Origin of the sequence: Pseudomonas mandelii (genome assembly GCF_002251635.1) — a bacterium.
GTDB lineage: Bacteria > Pseudomonadota > Gammaproteobacteria > Pseudomonadales > Pseudomonadaceae > Aquipseudomonas > Aquipseudomonas mandelii_B.
Map to the genome: position 1 here is coordinate 45676 of NZ_NMOJ01000251.1, position 16825 is coordinate 62500.

General features: G+C 58.3%; 26 protein-coding genes and 1 pseudogene. 18 read left to right on the plus strand and 9 right to left on the minus strand.

Annotated elements, in window-relative coordinates:
• Positions 1–124: 124 nt before the first annotated feature.
• The 3 genes from B7L09_RS30940 to B7L09_RS32110 are packed head-to-tail and all read left to right on the plus strand — an operon-like array spanning position 125 to position 1349.
• Positions 125–823, plus strand: coding sequence for an AzlC family ABC transporter permease (locus B7L09_RS30940; protein ID WP_094471992.1), 699 nt, complete (start codon positions 125–127; stop codon positions 821–823).
• Positions 823–1134: an AzlD domain-containing protein gene (locus B7L09_RS30945; protein ID WP_010455066.1), complete on the plus strand. Its 312-nt coding sequence runs from the start codon at positions 823–825 to the stop codon at positions 1132–1134. The genes B7L09_RS30940 and B7L09_RS30945 overlap by 1 nt, the downstream gene beginning before the upstream one ends.
• 53 nt (positions 1135–1187) lie before the next feature.
• On the plus strand, positions 1188–1349 hold the full coding sequence (locus B7L09_RS32110) for a hypothetical protein (protein ID WP_176457797.1): 162 nt from the start codon (positions 1188–1190) through the stop codon (positions 1347–1349).
• 125 nt (positions 1350–1474) lie between these two features.
• On the opposite strand, the gene B7L09_RS30950 is transcribed toward B7L09_RS32110, so the two are convergent.
• The 3 genes from B7L09_RS30950 to B7L09_RS30960 form a co-directional block, all read right to left on the minus strand.
• Positions 1475–1705 carry a DUF6555 family protein gene (locus tag B7L09_RS30950; RefSeq protein WP_094471993.1) on the minus strand — a complete coding sequence of 77 codons (231 nt, stop codon included), beginning with the start codon at positions 1703–1705 and terminating at the stop codon, positions 1475–1477.
• A 179-nt stretch (positions 1706–1884) separates the two neighbouring features.
• Positions 1885–2157: a hypothetical protein gene (locus B7L09_RS30955; RefSeq protein WP_094471994.1), complete on the minus strand. Its 273-nt coding sequence runs from the start codon at positions 2155–2157 to the stop codon at positions 1885–1887.
• 251 nt (positions 2158–2408) lie between these two features.
• Positions 2409–3089 carry an SOS response-associated peptidase gene (locus B7L09_RS30960; protein WP_094471995.1) on the minus strand — a complete coding sequence of 227 codons (681 nt, stop codon included), beginning with the start codon at positions 3087–3089 and terminating at the stop codon, positions 2409–2411.
• A 280-nt stretch (positions 3090–3369) separates the two neighbouring features.
• Between B7L09_RS30960 and B7L09_RS30965 the strand changes: the two genes are divergently transcribed.
• Both B7L09_RS30965 and B7L09_RS32980 read left to right on the plus strand, forming a co-directional pair.
• A complete protein-coding gene (locus tag B7L09_RS30965) occupies positions 3370–4269 on the plus strand; it encodes a polysaccharide deacetylase family protein (protein WP_094471996.1) in 900 nt (299 codons plus the stop codon).
• 118 nt (positions 4270–4387) lie between these two features.
• On the plus strand, positions 4388–4666 hold the full coding sequence (locus B7L09_RS32980; RefSeq protein WP_438269362.1) for a DUF1652 domain-containing protein: 279 nt from the start codon (positions 4388–4390) through the stop codon (positions 4664–4666).
• Here B7L09_RS32980 and B7L09_RS30975 read toward each other — a convergent pair.
• Complete coding sequence (locus B7L09_RS30975; protein ID WP_094471997.1) at positions 4618–5508, minus strand: LysR family transcriptional regulator; 891 nt, start codon at positions 5506–5508, stop codon at positions 4618–4620. The genes B7L09_RS32980 and B7L09_RS30975 overlap by 49 nt on opposite strands.
• Positions 5509–5635: 127 nt before the next feature.
• On the opposite strand from B7L09_RS30975, the gene B7L09_RS30980 reads away from it, so the two are divergent.
• The 8 genes from B7L09_RS30980 to B7L09_RS31015 all read left to right on the plus strand — a co-directional run bounded on the left by B7L09_RS30980 (position 5636) and on the right by B7L09_RS31015 (position 13334).
• On the plus strand, positions 5636–6784 hold the full coding sequence (locus B7L09_RS30980; protein WP_176457798.1) for a muconate cycloisomerase family protein: 1149 nt from the start codon (positions 5636–5638) through the stop codon (positions 6782–6784).
• Positions 6785–6794: 10 nt separating this feature from the next.
• Entirely contained in the window at positions 6795–7085 is a 291-nt protein-coding gene (gene catC, locus B7L09_RS30985) for a muconolactone Delta-isomerase (protein ID WP_094471998.1), read from the plus strand.
• Between the two features lie 55 nt (positions 7086–7140).
• Positions 7141–8070, plus strand: coding sequence for a catechol 1,2-dioxygenase (gene catA / locus B7L09_RS30990; RefSeq protein ID WP_094471999.1), 930 nt, complete (start codon positions 7141–7143; stop codon positions 8068–8070).
• Positions 8071–8340: 270 nt separating this feature from the next.
• On the plus strand, positions 8341–9300 hold the full coding sequence (locus B7L09_RS30995; RefSeq protein ID WP_094472000.1) for an AraC family transcriptional regulator: 960 nt from the start codon (positions 8341–8343) through the stop codon (positions 9298–9300).
• A gap of 296 nt (positions 9301–9596) precedes the next feature.
• Entirely contained in the window at positions 9597–10961 is a 1365-nt protein-coding gene (benA, locus tag B7L09_RS31000; RefSeq protein WP_094472001.1) for a benzoate 1,2-dioxygenase large subunit, read from the plus strand.
• The gene (gene benB, locus B7L09_RS31005; RefSeq protein WP_094472002.1) at positions 10958–11446 is read left to right on the plus strand and encodes a benzoate 1,2-dioxygenase small subunit; all 489 of its coding nucleotides are present in this window, start codon (positions 10958–10960) and stop codon (positions 11444–11446) included. The genes benA and benB overlap by 4 nt, the downstream gene beginning before the upstream one ends.
• Before the next feature lie 10 nt (positions 11447–11456).
• A complete protein-coding gene (benC, locus tag B7L09_RS31010) occupies positions 11457–12470 on the plus strand; it encodes a benzoate 1,2-dioxygenase electron transfer component BenC (RefSeq protein WP_094472003.1) in 1014 nt (337 codons plus the stop codon).
• 90 nt (positions 12471–12560) lie between these two features.
• Entirely contained in the window at positions 12561–13334 is a 774-nt protein-coding gene (locus tag B7L09_RS31015; protein ID WP_094472004.1) for a 1,6-dihydroxycyclohexa-2,4-diene-1-carboxylate dehydrogenase, read from the plus strand.
• Positions 13335–13349: 15 nt separating this feature from the next.
• Here B7L09_RS31015 and B7L09_RS31020 read toward each other — a convergent pair whose 3' ends face one another.
• Positions 13350–13712: an NUDIX hydrolase gene (locus B7L09_RS31020; protein WP_094472005.1), complete on the minus strand. Its 363-nt coding sequence runs from the start codon at positions 13710–13712 to the stop codon at positions 13350–13352.
• Positions 13713–13924: 212 nt separating this feature from the next.
• On the opposite strand from B7L09_RS31020, the gene B7L09_RS31025 reads away from it, so the two are divergent.
• Entirely contained in the window at positions 13925–14125 is a 201-nt protein-coding gene (locus tag B7L09_RS31025) for a DUF2188 domain-containing protein (RefSeq protein WP_094472006.1), read from the plus strand.
• Between the two features lie 113 nt (positions 14126–14238).
• Positions 14239–14586, plus strand: coding sequence for a hypothetical protein (locus B7L09_RS31030; protein ID WP_094472007.1), 348 nt, complete (start codon positions 14239–14241; stop codon positions 14584–14586).
• Between the two features lie 14 nt (positions 14587–14600).
• Here the strand turns inward: B7L09_RS31030 and B7L09_RS31035 are convergent.
• Positions 14601–14726: pseudogene (locus B7L09_RS31035) on the minus strand (osmotically-inducible lipoprotein OsmE); the annotation flags it as partial.
• 13 nt (positions 14727–14739) lie between these two features.
• The gene (locus tag B7L09_RS31040; RefSeq protein WP_094472008.1) at positions 14740–14988 is read right to left on the minus strand and encodes a hypothetical protein; all 249 of its coding nucleotides are present in this window, start codon (positions 14986–14988) and stop codon (positions 14740–14742) included.
• A 178-nt stretch (positions 14989–15166) separates the two neighbouring features.
• Here B7L09_RS31040 and B7L09_RS31045 point away from each other — a divergent pair, with 178 nt between their 5' ends.
• The 3 genes from B7L09_RS31045 to B7L09_RS31055 all read left to right on the plus strand — a co-directional run bounded on the left by B7L09_RS31045 (position 15167) and on the right by B7L09_RS31055 (position 16114).
• Entirely contained in the window at positions 15167–15391 is a 225-nt protein-coding gene (locus B7L09_RS31045; RefSeq protein WP_094472016.1) for a hypothetical protein, read from the plus strand.
• A gap of 65 nt (positions 15392–15456) precedes the next feature.
• Positions 15457–15792, plus strand: coding sequence for a hypothetical protein (locus B7L09_RS31050; RefSeq protein ID WP_094472009.1), 336 nt, complete (start codon positions 15457–15459; stop codon positions 15790–15792).
• Between the two features lie 100 nt (positions 15793–15892).
• A complete protein-coding gene (locus tag B7L09_RS31055; RefSeq protein ID WP_094472010.1) occupies positions 15893–16114 on the plus strand; it encodes a hypothetical protein in 222 nt (73 codons plus the stop codon).
• 19 nt (positions 16115–16133) lie between these two features.
• Here B7L09_RS31055 and B7L09_RS32705 read toward each other — a convergent pair whose 3' ends face one another.
• Both B7L09_RS32705 and B7L09_RS31065 read right to left on the minus strand, forming a co-directional pair.
• Entirely contained in the window at positions 16134–16364 is a 231-nt protein-coding gene (locus B7L09_RS32705; RefSeq protein WP_094472011.1) for a DUF6555 family protein, read from the minus strand.
• A 121-nt stretch (positions 16365–16485) separates the two neighbouring features.
• A complete protein-coding gene (locus tag B7L09_RS31065; RefSeq protein ID WP_094472012.1) occupies positions 16486–16725 on the minus strand; it encodes a hypothetical protein in 240 nt (79 codons plus the stop codon).
• Between the last annotated feature and the right edge of the window lie 100 nt (positions 16726–16825).

The window sequence follows — 16825 nt, forward strand, 5'->3', positions numbered from 1 at the left end:
GTTCTCATCCTTGCTGCTGCCCAGAGCCATTCGGCAAGCGCTGCCCGCAAGTGCGCAAGATTGTTCAAGCCATCGAACGCAACTGCTGGCACAGTCTGGCGTCTTCCCCTGGTTGTAGAGCGTTATGTCGAACTCACTCATGCCGCGCAATGCCTTTCTTCGCGGCGCCGTAGCGATCATGCCGTTGTCCCTGGCCACCGCGCCCTGGGGGCTGCTGGCCGGGTCCATGGCCATCGAGGCCAATCTCACGCCGCTGCAAGGTCAAGGGTTGTCGAGCATCGTGTTTGCCGGTGCCGCGCAATTGGTCGCCATTGGCATGCTCAAGGGCGGCGCCGGGATCTTTTCGATTTTGCTGACCACGCTGTTACTGACCTCCCAGCATTTGCTGTACGGAATGAGCATGCGTTCGGTGATTTCACCGCTGCCGGGTCGCTGGCGCGTTGGGCTGGGTTTTTTGCTCACCGACGAACTGTTCGCCCTGACCAGCCAGCATGACAAACAGCAGTTCAATCGCTGGTACGCCTTGGGGGTGGGCCTGACGTTTTACATCGCCTGGAACCTGTTCACGCTGGCCGGCATCGTCCTCGGCAGCAGCATTCCCGGTCTTGAGCACCTGGGGCTGGACTTCTCCATCGCCGCGACCTTCATTGCCCTGATCACCCCGGTGGTACGCAACGTTCCGACGGTGGTCTGCGTCGCGGTTTCGCTGTTTTGTTCAGTATTGTTCAGTTACTGGCAATGGGGCTCGGCGCTGGTGTTGTCGGGGTTGGCGGGCATGACTGCAGGCTTTGTCTGCAACAAATTCTATGGGGGGCGCACATGATGGTCTGGGCTGTGATTATCGGGATGGGCGTGCTCGTCTTCCTGAACCGCTACGTATTCCTCGAACCACGACTGCCGCTGCGCTTGAGCAGCAATGCCCGGCAGTTCCTCGGTTTTGCCGTGCCGGGGATGTTGACCGCGATCTGCGGCCCGATTGTGTTCATGCCGGACAAACAGCTGAATCTGCAGTGGGACAACCCGTACCTGATCAGTTCGCTGGTGGCGGTGGGGTTGGTGCTGTACACCCGCAATACCTTGCTCAGCATGTTGTTGAGCATGGGGTTTTTCTTTTTGCTGCGCTGGTGGCTTTGAGTCGCGCTTTGGAAATTGTTCTACGCTTAAGGGGAATTCCTTCAGGAAGCGAGGTGAGTATGGCCAATGATCCAAAACGTCCAGGTCTGGATGAAGATGAGGATGAACCCACCGAAGAAGAACTTGAGCGGCAAAGGCGTTCAACCCAAACCTGGAAGCATGACGACAGTCGAGAACTGTCAGACCGTGACGAAGAGCGCCCGCTGAAGCCCTGAACCAATAATCCCGCCATCAACGCAGCCCAGCGGGAGCAAGCTCCCTCGCCACAAAAGCAGGTGTGCCTGAAGTGCTTTGCTTGATTGAATGGCAATTCGCGATCAAGCGGGGGCAGGCAAGGCCGTCAGATCGCCTCATTCCAGCGAACCTTCGTGATGCCCAATCGTTGAGCGCTCAAGCGAGTCGCTTCGGGGGAAGCGTGGGCGGCGGCGATCTTTCGGTCGGATTGCAAAAACGCATGCGCCGAGGCTGAACGAATCGCGTCCACATCGGAGAACTGTTCGGCCAGCTTGAAAAAGTGCTGGCGGACGCCGTCGAGCAGAGAGTGCACGGCATAGGGAACGAGCTCGCTCATGTATCCCTCCTTAAATTCGCCGAGGCTTTGATTCAGGCGTCGAACCGGCAATTTGCAAAGTATGGGGAGCAATCCTTGTGCGGATAAGAGCTAAAAAAAGAGGCCCTGATGGGCCTCTTCTTCAGAGTGCAACAATGTCCGGTTCGTTCATCGTGTGCTGAACTCAGCGGCGCATCACATCAAAGATCTTCCAGTGACGGAAAATCCGGGTGGGAGGCCCGATAGCCCAACGTCTTGTCGATCCAGGCATTCAGTTCGTTGACCATGACCGGCGGCTTGCCGGAATAGGCTGCGAGGGTCGAACGCAGGATGTCGTTGATATTGGGGATGGAACGCAGGTTTCGGGTCTTTATGTATTGCCCGATAAAACAGTCAAGTTGATAGCGTTCTGTCAGCGACAGGTACACGCACTCCAGACCGCTGACTTGATTAATTACAAGATCGTCGCGCAACTTAGTTCTCTGCAAGGCTTGTTAGATTTAGGGATTTCCTTGTTTATTGACTCTTTGGTCAATTGTGTACTGCCAGGGGAAATGCGGCGCGCATGCTATCTGTAGCGTTACTAAATGTATGTACGATGTTTCAATTGTCAGACAAGCGGTTAGTGCGTCGTTTTGCCGCATTCCGGCAAGTGTTTCTTGGTTGAAACAGTCTGTGTAACGTTTAGGTCGTTCGGTTATTTAGTTGCCAAACTGGATCCAATTTAAATGAGCTTATTAATCAACATTGGACCCTGGTTCCTGACATTTCCCACTGCCTTATCGACCCTGTACCACTCGAACACTTCACTGACTTCTCCTTGCATGAGCACCATCTGCTCGGCACGCTCTTTGGGCGTGGCTGGGTCCAGCCATTCATGTGCCAGTTCCGCAGACAACACCACCGGCCGCCGGTCATGAATGTCGAGCATGCCGCCAGCGCTGTCCGCCGTGATGATGACGAAACCGTCGTCGCTGCGAGGCTCGCTGCCACCGTGGGGAAACTGGCCGATCGCCGCGCAGCAGATCGGCGCCCGATCCCGGCGACGAATGAGCCACGGCTGCCTCGTCGAAGCGCCGGCATCCACCCATTCGAACCAGTTGTCGATCGGCACGATAGCGCGGTGCGGCCAGATTGCCCGGAAGAACGGGCCGTGAGCCACTTTCTCGACCCGTGCGTTGATCGGCGCCGCCCGGTCCCTCGCCCAATGCGGCCGCCATCCCCAGCGCACCGAATCAGCGTGCAGCCCGTCAGGCTCAAGGTGCAGCAGGGCCAGCTGGGTGGTGGGCGCGGCGTTGTAGCGGGCCAGCGGTTCATCACCGACATGGTTGATCAGCGCGTCGGGAATGCTCAGCACCGCGACAAAGTCGTGAATGCCACGGTATTGCGAGAGTCGTCCGCACATCGGCTGATCTCCGGCTGGAAAGCGCTGGCTGGAGCGTTCAGCTTAGTCTTCAAATCACATGGGCACGCTGCAACTCGGTCNGGCGACCGCGCCGCTTATCGACAGCTCGTTCCAGCAGTCGTTGGCGCAGTAAGCCACGAGGGTGAGCGCTGGAACCAAACACTGTGTACCCTGATCCAACTTGGGCCTGCAGCCACCTGCGGGCCGACAAAGGATCAATGGGCGAAGGGTTTTTGCCGTTTTAACGTGATGACCATTACGGTCTGGCCCAAGGCAAACCATGAAACAGTTGTTCAAGGTTCTCTCTGCGTTCGCCATCGCTGTCGGGCTGGTGGGCTGCATCGCTTCACCGATCGAACTGACCCCGCAGACCGAACAGCGTCTGCGCGCGCAGCCACCGATCCGCTTTCTGCTGACCTTCGACGACGGTCCCAGCGCATCAAGTTTCTGGAACCCGAGCATGACGGTGCTCGACAGCCTTGCGCAGAACCCGGTGCAACCGGGGATCAAAGCGGTGTTCTTCGTGCAGACCGGCGCACCACGGGCCGGTGACAGTGACATCGGACGCGGGGTCATGCACCGGGAGCAGGCTGAAGGGCATGTGCTGGGTTTCCACACCGCGACCCACTCGCACACCAACCACCGCTCGCTGAGCCCGGAAGAGCTGGAGCAATCGCTGAGCAAAGGCAGTGCCGACATCGCCGCGATCACCGGAGCACCGCCCACCCTGGTGCGCCCGCCGTTCTGGAACTACGACAAACGTGTGTTCGCTGCCTACCAGCGACACGGCATGCACGTATTGTTGACGGACCTGAGTGCCAATGACGGCAAGATCTGGGGCTTCAACGGCAGCCCGCGTCGCCGTGCGAANATGCTGCGGCAACTGTCCGAAGTGCGTGAACGGATTGCACTGGGCGAATTGCCGACGGTGGACGGTGTGGTTCCGGTGGTGGTGACCTTCCACGACCTGAATCGGTATACCGCCCGGCATGCCCGCGAATACCTGCAAATCCTCCTCGACAGCGCCCGCGCCACGGGGGTGACGGTGGCGCAAAAGCCGTTTTACGACGACAGGGCGGCGCTGCAACGGGCAGCTTTGGCGCGCACCGTCAGTAGTGGTTCAGAGGCAGTGAAGTTGCCGGGGATCTGGAATTGGCTGTGGGATGGGGATTCTCATTAGAACCTGAGCAAAAACGAGAAGTAGCCAACCCATGGAGTGGGGGCGCAGTCGTAGCGATGGCGAAAGCGGTTTCTCCCGAGCATCCGCGCTCGCCGGCTGCTACAAAATCGCGTTATGGCTGGTTCCTATTTCAGTCCTTTGCAACATTGTAGAGTCCGGTTTTAAGCCGCTTTCCTGCGAGTGCACAGTGAATCCCAATGGATTGTTGCGGATCAAAGTGTACGACCGGGCCACCGGGCGCATCGATTTGCTGATTCCCTGTGTAACGCGGAGTGGGGGCGCAGTCGTAGCGATGGCGAAAGCGGTTTCTCCCGAGCATCCGCGCTCGCCGGCTGCTACAAAATCGCGTTATGGCTGGTTCCGGGGCAGCAACTCATCAATCATCTTCAAGCAGTGATTCAACCCCGGCGTCACATCGCCCACACGTCGACTGAGAATGATCGGCGAGGTCGCGTTGTCTTCCAGCAACGGTGTGAATCCAATGTCGTCGCGGTGCAGCAACTGCACCGACGCGGGCACCAGCGTCACCCCGATCCCGGCCCCCACCAGACCGATTGCTGTTTGCAGTTCGTTGGTCCATTGCGCCACGTGAATGCTCACGCCGTAGGACTCAAACAGTGCAATCACATGGTCGGCGTAGCTGGGGCGAGGGTTGCCGGGGTACAGCACAAAGGGTTCCTTGGCCAGTTGGCGAAGGCTGATCGGCCCGGCCAGCAGCGGGTGGCCGGCGGGAAGGGCGGCGACCAGCCGGTCTTCGGTCAACACCGTCTGAATGATCGCCGGGTCGTCGATGCGAATCCGCCCAAAACCGATGTCGATGCGCCCTGCCTTGAGCGCCTGCACCTGTTGCAACGTGGTCATTTCCGAAAGCCCGAGCTCAAGCTCCAGGGGTTCGCCGCTGCGCAAGCGCCGAATGAGTTCCGGCAGCACGCCATACAGCGTCGATGGCGCGAAGCCGATGCCCAGCCAGGTCTTCTCGCCCTGGCCGATTCGCCGCGTGTTGTCACACACCTTGGCCAGCTGTTCGAGCAGGGCGGTGGAGTGTTCATGGAAGAAACGCCCGGCGTCGGTCAACTTCAGCGGACGGCCGCGCTCAAGCAATAACACCCCGAGTTCATCTTCCAGTTGCTGGATCTGCCGGCTCAACGGCGGCTGGGCGATGTGCAGGCGTTCGGCGGCGCGGGTGAAGTTGAGGGTTTCAGCCAACACCTGAAAATACCGCAGGTGACGCAATTCCATGGTGCCTCCAGGCATTGAGCAGTTGAATACCTTTAAGGTATCGAGCCAGACCAATTCTATATTGGCCGTGGGCAAAAAGCCGTATGAGAATCCATTTCAGAACTTCAAGAACCTGACGGGTATCGACATGCGTGCAACTGCCATTGAATCGATCGAGACGATCATCGTCGATCTGCCGACCATTCGCCCGCACAAACTGGCCATGCACACCCTGCAGAACCAGACCCTGGTGATTGTTCGCGTGCGTTGCGCCGACGGCATCGAAGGTATCGGTGAGTCCACCACCATCGGCGGCCTGAGCTACGGCAATGAAAGCCCCGACAGCATCAAGATCAACATCGACCGGCACTTCGCGCCGCTGTTGATTGGTCAGGANNGCGACAATATCAACGCGGCCATGTTGCGTCTGGAGCGCAGCATTCGCGGCAATACGTTTGCCAAGTCCGGCGTCGAAAGCGCCTTGCTCGACGCCCTCGGCAAACGCCTTAACCTGCCGGTCAGCGAACTGCTCGGCGGCCGCGTGCGCGACGCTTTGCCGGTGGCCTGGACCCTGGCCAGCGGCGACACTGAGAAGGACATCGCCGAAGCAGAAAAAATGCTCGACCTGCGGCGCCACCGGATCTTCAAGCTGAAAATCGGTGCCGGCGAAGTCAATCGCGACCTGGCCCACGTCATCGCCATCAAGAAAGCCCTGGGCGATCGAGCCAGCGTGAGGGTCGATGTCAATCAGGCCTGGGACGAAGCGGTCGCACTGCGCGCCTGCCGGATACTGGGCAGCAACGGCATCGACCTGATCGAGCAGCCGATCTCGCGCAACAACCGCAGCGGCATGGCGCGGCTCAACCTGTCGAGCCCGGCGCCGATCATGGCGGACGAATCCATCGAGTGTGTGGAAGACGCCTTCAACCTCGCCCGCGAAGGGGCGGCTTCCGTGTTTGCCCTGAAAATCGCCAAGAACGGCGGGCCACGGGCCGTGCTCAGGACCGCCGCCATCGCCGAAGCCGCCGGTATCGGTCTGTACGGCGGCACTATGCTTGAAGGCGGCATCGGCACCCTGGCCTCGGCCCATGCCTTCCTCACCTTGAACAAACTGGCGTGGGACACCGAGCTGTTCGGCCCGTTACTGCTGACGGAAGACGTGCTCAGCGAGCCGCTGGTCTATCGCGATTTTGCGCTGCACGTGCCGCAAACACCGGGCCTTGGCCTGAGCCTGGATGAGGAACGCCTGGCGTTTTTCCGGCGCGACAAAACATCCACTTCCGTTCATCAAGCCTGAGGAGAGCATCATGCTGTTTCACGTAAAAATGACCGTGAATCTGCCGGTCGACATCAATCCGGATCTCGCCACCCAGCTCAAATCCGATGAAAAAGCCCTGGCCCAGCGCCTGCAACAGGAAGGCAAATGGCGCCACCTGTGGCGCATCGCCGGGCACTACGCCAACTACAGCGTGTTCGATGTCGACAGCGTGCAGGCACTGCACGACCTGCTGATGCAACTGCCGCTTTTCCCCTATATGGCNATCGAGATCGATGCGATGTGCCGGCATCCTTCTTCCATTCGCGAGGATGACCGCTGAACCCAGCCTGTTCAGTTCGCTACGCCCATAATTACAAGATGAGGAACCCCAAAAAATGAACGTCAAGATTGCCCACACTGCCAGTGCCCAGAAGTTTCTCGAAGACGCCAGCGGCTTGCTCAACGACGCTGGCGACCCGCGGGTCAAAGCCTTGGTTTACCGTATTTTGCGTGATNCGGTGAACATCATCGAAGACCTGGAGGTGACCCCGGAAGAGTTCTGGAAGGCGGTCAATTACCTCAACGAATTGGGCAAGAACCAGGAAGCCGGTTTGCTCGCTGCCGGGTTGGGCCTGGAACATTACCTGGACTTGCTGATGGACGCCGAAGACGAGCAGGCGGGAAAGGCGGGCGGGACGCCGCGGACCATCGAAGGCCCGTTGTATGTGGCGGGCGCGCCGTTGTCCGAGGGTGAGGCTCGACTGGACGATGGCGTCGATCCGGGCGTGGTCCTGTTCATGCAGGGCCAGGTGCGCAACACGGCTGGCGAACCATTGGTCGGCGCGGTGGTGGATGTTTGGCACGCCAACACGGGCGGCACTTATTCCTACTTCGATACCACGCAGTCGGAGTTCAACCTGCGCCGTCGCATTGTCACCGATGCCGAGGGTCGCTATCGCTTCCGTAGCATCGTGCCGTCGGGCTACGGTTGCCCGCCGGACGGACCGACCCAACAATTGCTCGATCAACTGGGGCGTCATGGGCAGCGGCCGGCGCACATTCACTTCTTCATTTCGGCGCCGGGATATCGGCACTTGACCACGCAGATCAACCTCGATGGCGATCAGTACCTGCATGACGATTTCGCCTACGCCACCCGCGACGAGCTGATCGCCCACATCGCTTTCAGAGACGACCCGCAGCGCGCGGCGGCCCATGGCGTCAGCGGCCGGTTTGCCGAGATCGACTTCGATTTCACCTTGCAGACCTCCGCGCAACCTGACGAGCAGCAACGCCACGAACGGGTTCGCGCACTCGAGGACTGATCGCAGGCCTTGCGGGAGCGCGCCTGCTCCGGGCGGCGTTCCGACGAAAGTAGAGTGTCAGTCAACATTGATGTTGAGACTGATGGCCCTATCGCGAGCCTGCCGACGAAAGTAGAGTGTCAGTCAACATTGATGTTGAGACTGATGGCCCTATCGCGAGCCTGCTCGCGATAGGGCCAGAACCTTCCACAGGTCAGCCCACTGACACACCGTTGCAGGTACTGCTTAGAATGGCCCGACAACACCGATAACAACAACGAGAGTAACCCGATGATGCACGCGCAACTGTTGAGTCAGCGCAGCAGAATATTCGACCACGCCGACCCTTACGCGGTGTCGGGTTACGTCAATCAGCATGTCGGCAATCATTGCATCCTCATGCCCAGGGTCGGCCGCCCGCTGGCCAGTCTCGATCATCGCAAATTCGCCAGCCTCGACCTGTGCCGCATCAGCTACGGCGCCAGCGTGCGGGTGACCTCGGGCGCGCTGGAAACGATCTATCACCTGCAAGTGTTGCTGCGCGGCAACTGCCTGTGGCGCGGTCACGGTCAGGAACATTACTTTGAGCCGGGTGAATTGCTGCTGATCAACCCCGATGACCCGGTGGACCTGACGTACTCCGACGATTGTGAAAAATTCATCCTCAAAGTACCCACCCGGCTTTTTGAGTCGGTGTGCGAGGAGCAACGCTGGCGCTATCCGGGGCAGGGCGTGCGGTTTCTGGAGAACCGTTATCAGCTCGATGAGCTGGAAGGTTTCGTCGGCCTGCTGGCGATGATTTGCCAGGAAGCCGAGGCCACCGAGCAGATCCCTCGAGTGCAGGAGCACTACGCGCAGATCATCGTCAGCAAGATGCTCAGCCTGATGAAAACCAACGTCATCCGCAGCAGCCTCGGCTCGCCGTCGGCGACGTTCGAGGGAATTGCCGATTACATCGCGCGTAACCTCAAGCAGGACATCGACAGTGAAGAGCTGGCGCGCCAGGCGCGGATGAGCTTGCGCTCGCTGTACGGCTTGTTCGAGCGCAACGCCGGCACCTCGCCGCAAAACTACATCCGGCAGCAGAAACTCGAACGCATCAACCGGTGCCTGAGCGACCCGACCTGCAACGTGCGCAATGTCACGGAAGTGGCCATGGATTACGGCTTCCTGCACCTGGGGCGGTTCTCCGACAACTACCGCAAACAGTTCGGCGAATTGCCTTCGGACACCCTCAAACGCCGGCACTGACTGCAGACGACGAACACCTGTGGCAAGCCCCCTCGCCACAGGTCCGTGTCAGGCCTGATTGATAAGCATCAGCCCCGGTTTTGCAGAACACCCTCAAACGCCGGCACTGACTGCAGACGACGAACACCTGTGGCAAGCCCCCTCGCCACAGGTCCGTGTCAGGCCTGATTGATAAGCATCAGCCATTCACCGCACGTTGCAGTAAACGGATACACGTCTGCACCCATCGGATAGTCCGCCCCATCCCCCCGTCCTAGCATGGCCCTGCCTGAATAAAAACAATGGAGGCGGCGGCCATGTCCCAGCGACCCGAATACCTTCACTCCCTGCTTGAAGATGATAAAGAACAAGGCATCTACCGCTGCAAGCGCGAGATGTTCACTGATCCACGGCTGTTCGACCTGGAGATGAAACACATCTTCGAAGGCAACTGGCTGTACCTGGCGCACGAAAGCCAGATCCCCAACATCAATGATTTCTACACCACCACCATGGGGCGTCAGTCGATCTTCATCGCGCGCAACAAGGAGGGAGTGCTTAACGCCTTCATCAACGCTTGCAGCCATCGCGGTGCGACGCTGTGCCGGCACAAGACCGGCAATAAGAGCTCCTACACCTGCCCATTCCACGGCTGGACCTTCAACAACTCCGGCAAACTGCTCAAGGTTAAAGACCCGGCGGCTGCGGGCTACCCGGCGAGCTTCAACTGCGAAGGCTCCCACGACCTGACCAAAGTCGCGCGTTTCGAGTCCTATCGCGGCTTCCTGTTCGGCAGCCTGAAGGCCGATGTGGTGCCGCTGGTTGAGCACCTGGGCGAGTCGGCCAAGATCATCGACATGATCGTTGACCAGTCCGCCGATGGCCTTGAAGTGCTGCGCGGTTCCTCAAGCTACATCTACGAAGGCAACTGGAAACTCACTGCCGAAAATGGCGCCGACGGTTACCACGTCAGCTCCGTGCACTGGAACTACGCTGCCACCCAGAACCAGCGCAAACAGCGCGAAGCCGGTGACAGCAATCCGACCATGAGCGCTGGGACCTGGGCTAAGCAGGGCGGGGGTTTCTACTCGTTCGACAAGGGCCATATGCTGCTCTGGACCCGCTGGTCCAACCCCGAGGATCGCCCGCTCTACGAGCACCGCGACGAACTGTCCCGGGACTTCGGCCAGGCCCGCGCCGACTGGATGATCGAGAATTCGCGCAACCTGTGCCTGTACCCGAACGTCTACCTGATGGACCAGTTCAGCTCGCAGATCCGCATCGCCCGGCCAATCTCGGTCGACCGCACGGAAATCACCATTTATTGCATTGCCCCCAAAGGTGAAAGCGACCACGCCCGTACGAGCCGGATTCGTCAGTACGAGGATTTCTTCAACGTCAGCGGCATGGCCACCCCGGACGATCTGGAAGAGTTTCGCTCGTGCCAGACCAGCTATCAGGGCAGCGTCACGACGTGGAATGACATGTCTCGCGGTGCCGAACACTGGGTCGAAGGCGCCGATGAGGCGGCCAGGGAAATCGACCTGCATCCCTTGCTCAGCGGCGTGCGCACCGAAGACGAAGGCCTGTTCGTGCTGCAACACAAGTATTGGCAGCAAACCATGCTCAAGGCCCTGGCTGCCGAACAGCCCGAATTGATCGCTGTGGAGGCCGTGCAATGACCCTCACTTATGACGCCGTGCGCGAGTTTCTCTACCGCGAAGCGCGCTACCTCGATGACAAGCAATGGGACGACTGGCTGGAGATGTACGCCGCCGATGCTTCGTTCTGGATGCCGTCCTGGGACGACAATGACGAGTTGACTGAAGACCCGCAGCGGGAAATATCGCTGATCTGGTACGGCAACCGCACCGGCCTGGAAGACCGCATCTTCCGCATCAAGACCGAACGCTCCAGCGCCAGCGTTCCGGACACCCGCACTTCACACAACATCAGCAACATCGAGCTGCTCGAACAGGCTGACGGCCTGTGCAAAGTGCGCTTCAACTGGCACACCCTGAGCTTTCGCTACAAGACCGTCGACAGCTATTTCGGCAGCAGTTTCTACACCCTTGATGTGCGCGGTGAAAACCCGCTGATCAAGGCCAAGAAAGTGATCCTGAAGAACGATTACGTTCGCCAGGTCATCGATGTCTACCACCTCTGAGGCGGCCGTCATGACTCATTCCATTGCATTCAATTTTGAAGACGGCGTCACCCGGTTCATCGACGCCAATGTGGGCGAAACCGTGGCCGATGCCGCGTACCGCCAGGGCATCAATATTCCACTGGATTGCCGCGACGGCGCGTGCGGTACCTGCAAGTGTTTCGCCGAGGCCGGTCGTTATGACTTGGGCGAGGAATACATCGAAGACGCGCTCAGCGCTGATGAAGCGCAGCAGGGTTTTGTCCTGACGTGCCAAATGCGCGCCCAGAGCGATTGCGTGGTGCGCGTGCCGACTTCATCGCAGGTTTGCCGTACCCAGCAGGCCAGTTACGACGCCACCATCAGCGCCGTGCGGCAGTTGTCCGACAGCACCATCGCGCTGTCGATCAAGGGCGAGGCGCTGAGCAAACTGGCGTTTCTGCCGGGCCAGTATGTGAACCTTGGAATTCCCGGCAGCGAGCAGACCCGCGCGTACTCCTTCAGCTCGTTGCAGCGTGACGGCGAAGTGAGTTTCCTGATTCGCAACGTGCCCGGCGGCTTGATGAGCAGCTTCCTCACCGGTATAGCCAAGGCGGGCGATAGCATGCGTCTGGCCGGTCCATTGGGTAGCTTTTATCTACGCGACATTCGCCGGCCGTTATTGCTGCTGGCGGGTGGAACCGGTCTGGCGCCGTTCACCGCGATGCTGGAAAAAATCGCCGAGCAGGGCAGCGAGCATCCGCTGCATCTGATCTATGGCGTGACCAACGATTTTGATTTGGTGGAACTGGATCGGCTCGAAGCGTTTGCCGCGCGCATCCCGAATTTCAGCTTTAGTGCCTGTGTCGCCAACCCCGACAGCCAGCATCCGCTCAAGGGCTACGTGACCCAGCACATCGAGCCACGGCATTTGAACGAAGGCGACGTCGACGTCTACCTGTGCGGCCCGCCGCCGATGGTCGAAGCGGTCAGTCAGTTCATTCGCGAACAAGGCGTCGCGCCTGCGAACTTCTATTACGAGAAATTCGCCGCCAGCGCGGCTTGAGTCCATCCGCTGCGTGATCACATGCTCCCACAGGTCAGTGTTTTGTCTGGGACGTTTTCACTGAATGGCATCCTTCGTTACGAGGTCCACATGAACAGATTTCACGAAAAAGTTGCGCTGATCACCGGCGCGGCGCAAGGCATTGGTCGGCGGGTGGCGGAGCGCATGGCCGCTGAGGGGGCGCGGCTGATTCTGGTTGATCGCTCGGACCTGGTGTTCGAGGTGCAGCAACAATTGGGGCAGGGCAGCCAGGTGCTTGCCTTGACCGCTGACCTTGAGCAATACAGCGAATGCAGCCGCGTGATGCGTACCGCCGTCGAGCGCTTTGGGCGTCTGGATGTGCTGGTCAACAACGTGGGCGGCACGATCTGGGCGAAGCCTTTCGAACACTACGAAGAGCAGCAGATCGAAGCCGAAGTCCGTCGTTCTTTGTTTCCGACATTATGGTGCTGCCACGCCGCGCTGCCGTTCATGCTTGAACAGGGCAGCGGCGCGATCGTCAATGTTTCGTCCATCGCTACCCGCAGCATCAATCGCGTGCCGTATGGCGCGGCGAAGGGCGGTGTCAATGCGCTGACTGCTTGCCTGGCATTTGAAACCGCCGGTCGTGGAGTTCGGGTCAATGCCACCGCACCCGGTGGCACCGAAGCACCGCCGCGGGCCATTCCGCGAAACAGCGCAGAGCAGAGCGCCGAAGAAAAAGTCTGGTATCAGCAAATTGTCGGCCAGACGCTCGACAGCAGCTTGATGAAACGCTACGGCACGCTGGATGAGCAGGCAGGCGCTATTCTGTTTCTGGCCAGTGACGAGGCGTCGTATATCACCGGCATGATCATGCCGGTGGGCGGCGGCGACCAGGGCTGAGGCGGCGGCGCAAACTTACAAGCGACGCTGGAAGGCTTTGACGATCTTGAGCGTGGCGTCGCTTGTGTTCAGGTTCTGGACTGCGTCCAGCGGATACCACATGCAATCGAAAATTTCATTTTGTGGCCGGGCTTCGTCCGAGTTGAGGACCGACGCCTCGAACACATGGTGCCGGGTGCTGCCCGTTTCCAGTTCCATCAGGTACAACAAGCTGTCGACTCCCAGTCCTGTTTCCTCCTGGAGTTCGCGCATGGCGGCGCCCGCAGTGGTTTCGCCGCGCTCGACTTTTCCTCCTGGCAAGGTCCAGCGACACCTGGGTTTGCGCACCAGGAGAACATGCCGATCCTGCTCGCAAATGACTGTTGCCCGTACTTTCATGTGTTACTAAACCGCCGCTTGTCATAAAACAGTCATGAAAATGCAATATTCAGGCCCAAGCCTCTGTTTCAAAGGGATGGAGTGAGGGAGGCGGTAGAAAGTGCAAAGGAATGTCGAAAACCTGACACGACGTTTGGTAGGCACTTGGGCAGGGGGCGGGTGTAAGGTAGCCAAGTCAATCGTGGCTTATCACTGCCGAAAAGGAGGTGACTATGAGCGTTCCGATGCTGAATAAAATGCACATGAACGGTTATGACGTACTCAGCGTAAACAACGGCCCCTGGCGGGTGTGCACCAAAGGCGACCGTCTCGGGGCTTTTGGCAGCAAAGAGGAGGCACTGGCGTTTGCAGCAGCGCTTCCTGCCTATAAAGCAAGAACGGTTCGAACGACTCCAGGCCAGAAATCAGAATGAACGTTGAAGCCCTGGGATGCCGGGGCTTTTTTTGTCTTGAAACCAGGCGTTGGAGGATTTTAAACGTGACATTTGGATGATAGGGTGGCCGCTTTCAATTCAAGGAAGAAAGCATGTTGAAAGGTCGCTGGACTGCACTGGCAATGTTGTCTGCTCTTTACCTTGCCGGTGTCGGTCAGGTTCTGGCCCAGACGCAAGGCGAAATCCACACCAATCAAAAGGTCTGCGACGTTTTCCGTACATTGGCCGGATCGATCATGCAGTCTCGGCAAAAAGGCGAATCGAAAGAAAGTCTGCTGGCCGTGAAATCGGGTAATCCTGATCACGACAAGTTAGGCGCCATGTTGATCAACGAAGCGTACAACCAGCCGGTCCTCGATTCTCCAGAACTGAAAAGCCAAGCCATTAACAGGTTCGCGGATAAATGGCGGGACACCTGTAACAAACCCGCTTCCAGCTAGCTCGCCATCCATTGCTGGCTAGTAACCTNGCCGGTCTCGACTTTGGCGACCAGCGGCTGGTCCCGATAAACGTGTGAATCTGTGCTGCAGCCACCCGTCGCCGCCAGCACGACGACCAGCGCCAATAGAGGCGTGTTCATGCCAACGCTCCCGTTAGTGAGCTTTCGGAGCTTTCGTCCGACTGATGATTTTGGCTTTCACTTCTTCTGCGTAACCCGCCAGTCGCTCTTCATCGCCTTGAAATAGATTGCACAACTTCATGGCCGCTTGCGCATCCACATCATTGCCGGCCAGGCGTAGCTGCTCTGCGATGCGTAAGAGTTCCACTGCCGACCACCTCAGGTCCGACGCAAGTCCTTGCAGATCACGCCGAAGTTCGTTTTCATCTTCGTTGAGCCACATGATGACCTCCTGCTAATACCCCGATACAAAAGAGTAGCCCCAATTAACGGGCGGGGCGTTTGCTCGCCTGCTGCTCAATGGATGGAAGGTACGCCGCTTGTCGGGAGAATGAGCGCGAACGAACCGGTGTGATGTCGTACTGAAGTGGCGAATGTTCGCTAGGGCGAGGCAACTTCAAATGACCAGCACCGATGATTTCAGATTCCATGCGCATGAGCTGATTGTTGATCTGGACGCAGCAACTACGGAGATGATGAAGCTTATTTCGGCTCATCAGTTGAGTGGGCCGGAGTGGGAGAGGGTCACTCAATGGCAGCATGAAGCGTATGAACGATGGATGACGTATTTGAACGAACGGTCTTATCCCGACCCCGGTGATCACAACGTAACCCCTGAGGGCTGATTCTATAGATGGATGTCTGGATCGCTACGCGCTACATTCGCCGTTTTTCAGGATAAGGAAGCGTCATGCGGATGTTGATTGGGGGAGTAGCGATGGCGATGCTGGCGGGTTGTTCGCTGCCGGCATCCCTGGTTCCAGGTGAGCCTAACGTCAGCAAGTACAGTAACAAGGCGCCCAAAGAATACGCCGCTTGTCTTTTGCCGCTTTGGCAGCAGGAAGTCCCCAAGACGACTCAGACCGGTATTTCCAATGGCTACCGGATCAATGCGCCGAGCATTATCACGGCTGACGAAATTCTGGACGTCGTGAAATACAAGGACGGCAGTCGAGTCTCTCTGTATCAGGGGCCGCCGTGGGCCAAGTCGGACGCGATGCGTAAAGCGGTTCGCAGCTGCTTGTAAAGCTCACTCCGTGAGTTTTGTATAAGCGCCGTATGTCGGAACCGAGGAACGGTCATTCACTGGAAACTTCCAAGTGAAAACTGTCCCTGGGAGTTTGGCGATGAATGATGATCAAAAGAAGCAAGCCCTGGCGGCCTGGCACAAGCTCCTGAACGAGCCCGAAATTCGCATGGATGCTGAAGAACAGTACGACGAGTTGCTCAAGGCCGCCGACGAGATGGAACGTACCGGGCTGATCAACAGCTCGGAATGGCGCAAGTTGGTGAAGGCGGCGGGTACTTCATTTGCAAAAGCGATAGAGGGCGTGGGCGGCGGCACTTAGCTGGGCCGCACACTGGCATTTAAGGCAACTCCTCCCAACTAACCTGGATCAAGCCATTTTCCTGTGCGTGGCTTCGCAGCGCATCAAAGTCTTGTTGATCGTGATTGTCCCCATATGAAAGCCCAATCCCTGAATGCAGGCAGGCGTAGTACCACGCGTCTGCCTCAGACATGTGGGAGTCGGGTTGAATAAAAATATGCCGAGTCTTGTTGAAGCCATACGTGATTTGAAAATATCGAGGGCGGGTCATCCGAATCTCCAGGTGCTGTCACTACGACATTGATGGCGTAGTGCCAGTTCCTTCTGTTTTCGGACTTTTGTCTGCTTCAATAAATAAGCGATGTTTTGCCTTCATTCAGTCTTGCACGCGCTCAGGGCATATTGACGCGGGGGCGCTCAGCCAGCATGCATTGAAGGCATTCGTTATTAAGCTGCAAACATTCTTCCTCGGCTTCTTTCCGTGTCGGGTAGGTTGTGGGCAGCCTGCGCTTTTCTTCATTGTCATAGAGGTTGAACCCTATGGGGGCGGTTTTGCAGTAGAAGCGCGTTCCGTTGCGCGTTGACCCCGTTTCCGTGGGAATGGCGGGAACCACAACGAATCTTGGAATCATCCTCGCGTACTCCTTCTGAATTCACCTTAATGGATAGCGGCTACTGGCCACTACCGCAAGGGAGCATTTGAAGTATCCGATGAAAAGGCCGGTCTGCTAA

Bases quoted from the DNA above. Each gene is read 5' to 3' on its own strand.
- B7L09_RS31015 (WP_094472004.1), top strand. From the start codon at position 12,561: ATGAACAGATTTCACGAAAAAGTTGCGCTGATCACCGGCGCGGCGCAA.
- B7L09_RS30975 (WP_094471997.1), bottom strand. From the start codon at position 5,508: ATGGAATTGCGTCACCTGCGGTATTTTCAGGTGTTGGCTGAAACCCTC.
- B7L09_RS30995 (WP_094472000.1), top strand. From the start codon at position 8,341: ATGATGCACGCGCAACTGTTGAGTCAGCGCAGCAGAATATTCGACCAC.
- benC (WP_094472003.1), top strand. From the start codon at position 11,457: ATGACTCATTCCATTGCATTCAATTTTGAAGACGGCGTCACCCGGTTC.
- B7L09_RS31020 (WP_094472005.1), bottom strand. From the start codon at position 13,712: ATGAAAGTACGGGCAACAGTCATTTGCGAGCAGGATCGGCATGTTCTC.
- B7L09_RS31050 (WP_094472009.1), top strand. From the start codon at position 15,457: ATGCGGATGTTGATTGGGGGAGTAGCGATGGCGATGCTGGCGGGTTGT.
- B7L09_RS31040 (WP_094472008.1), bottom strand. From the start codon at position 14,988: ATGTGGCTCAACGAAGATGAAAACGAACTTCGGCGTGATCTGCAAGGA.
- B7L09_RS30945 (WP_010455066.1), top strand. From the start codon at position 823: ATGGTCTGGGCTGTGATTATCGGGATGGGCGTGCTCGTCTTCCTGAAC.
- B7L09_RS30950 (WP_094471993.1), bottom strand. From the start codon at position 1,705: ATGAGCGAGCTCGTTCCCTATGCCGTGCACTCTCTGCTCGACGGCGTC.
- B7L09_RS32705 (WP_094472011.1), bottom strand. From the start codon at position 16,364: ATGACCCGCCCTCGATATTTTCAAATCACGTATGGCTTCAACAAGACT.
- B7L09_RS30940 (WP_094471992.1), top strand. From the start codon at position 125: ATGTCGAACTCACTCATGCCGCGCAATGCCTTTCTTCGCGGCGCCGTA.
- benA (WP_094472001.1), top strand. From the start codon at position 9,597: ATGTCCCAGCGACCCGAATACCTTCACTCCCTGCTTGAAGATGATAAA.
- B7L09_RS31055 (WP_094472010.1), top strand. From the start codon at position 15,893: ATGAATGATGATCAAAAGAAGCAAGCCCTGGCGGCCTGGCACAAGCTC.
- B7L09_RS31030 (WP_094472007.1), top strand. From the start codon at position 14,239: ATGTTGAAAGGTCGCTGGACTGCACTGGCAATGTTGTCTGCTCTTTAC.
- B7L09_RS30960 (WP_094471995.1), bottom strand. From the start codon at position 3,089: ATGTGCGGACGACTCTCGCAATACCGTGGCATTCACGACTTTGTCGCG.
- B7L09_RS31065 (WP_094472012.1), bottom strand. From the start codon at position 16,725: ATGATTCCAAGATTCGTTGTGGTTCCCGCCATTCCCACGGAAACGGGG.
- benB (WP_094472002.1), top strand. From the start codon at position 10,958: ATGACCCTCACTTATGACGCCGTGCGCGAGTTTCTCTACCGCGAAGCG.
- B7L09_RS31025 (WP_094472006.1), top strand. From the start codon at position 13,925: ATGAGCGTTCCGATGCTGAATAAAATGCACATGAACGGTTATGACGTA.
- B7L09_RS31045 (WP_094472016.1), top strand. From the start codon at position 15,167: ATGACCAGCACCGATGATTTCAGATTCCATGCGCATGAGCTGATTGTT.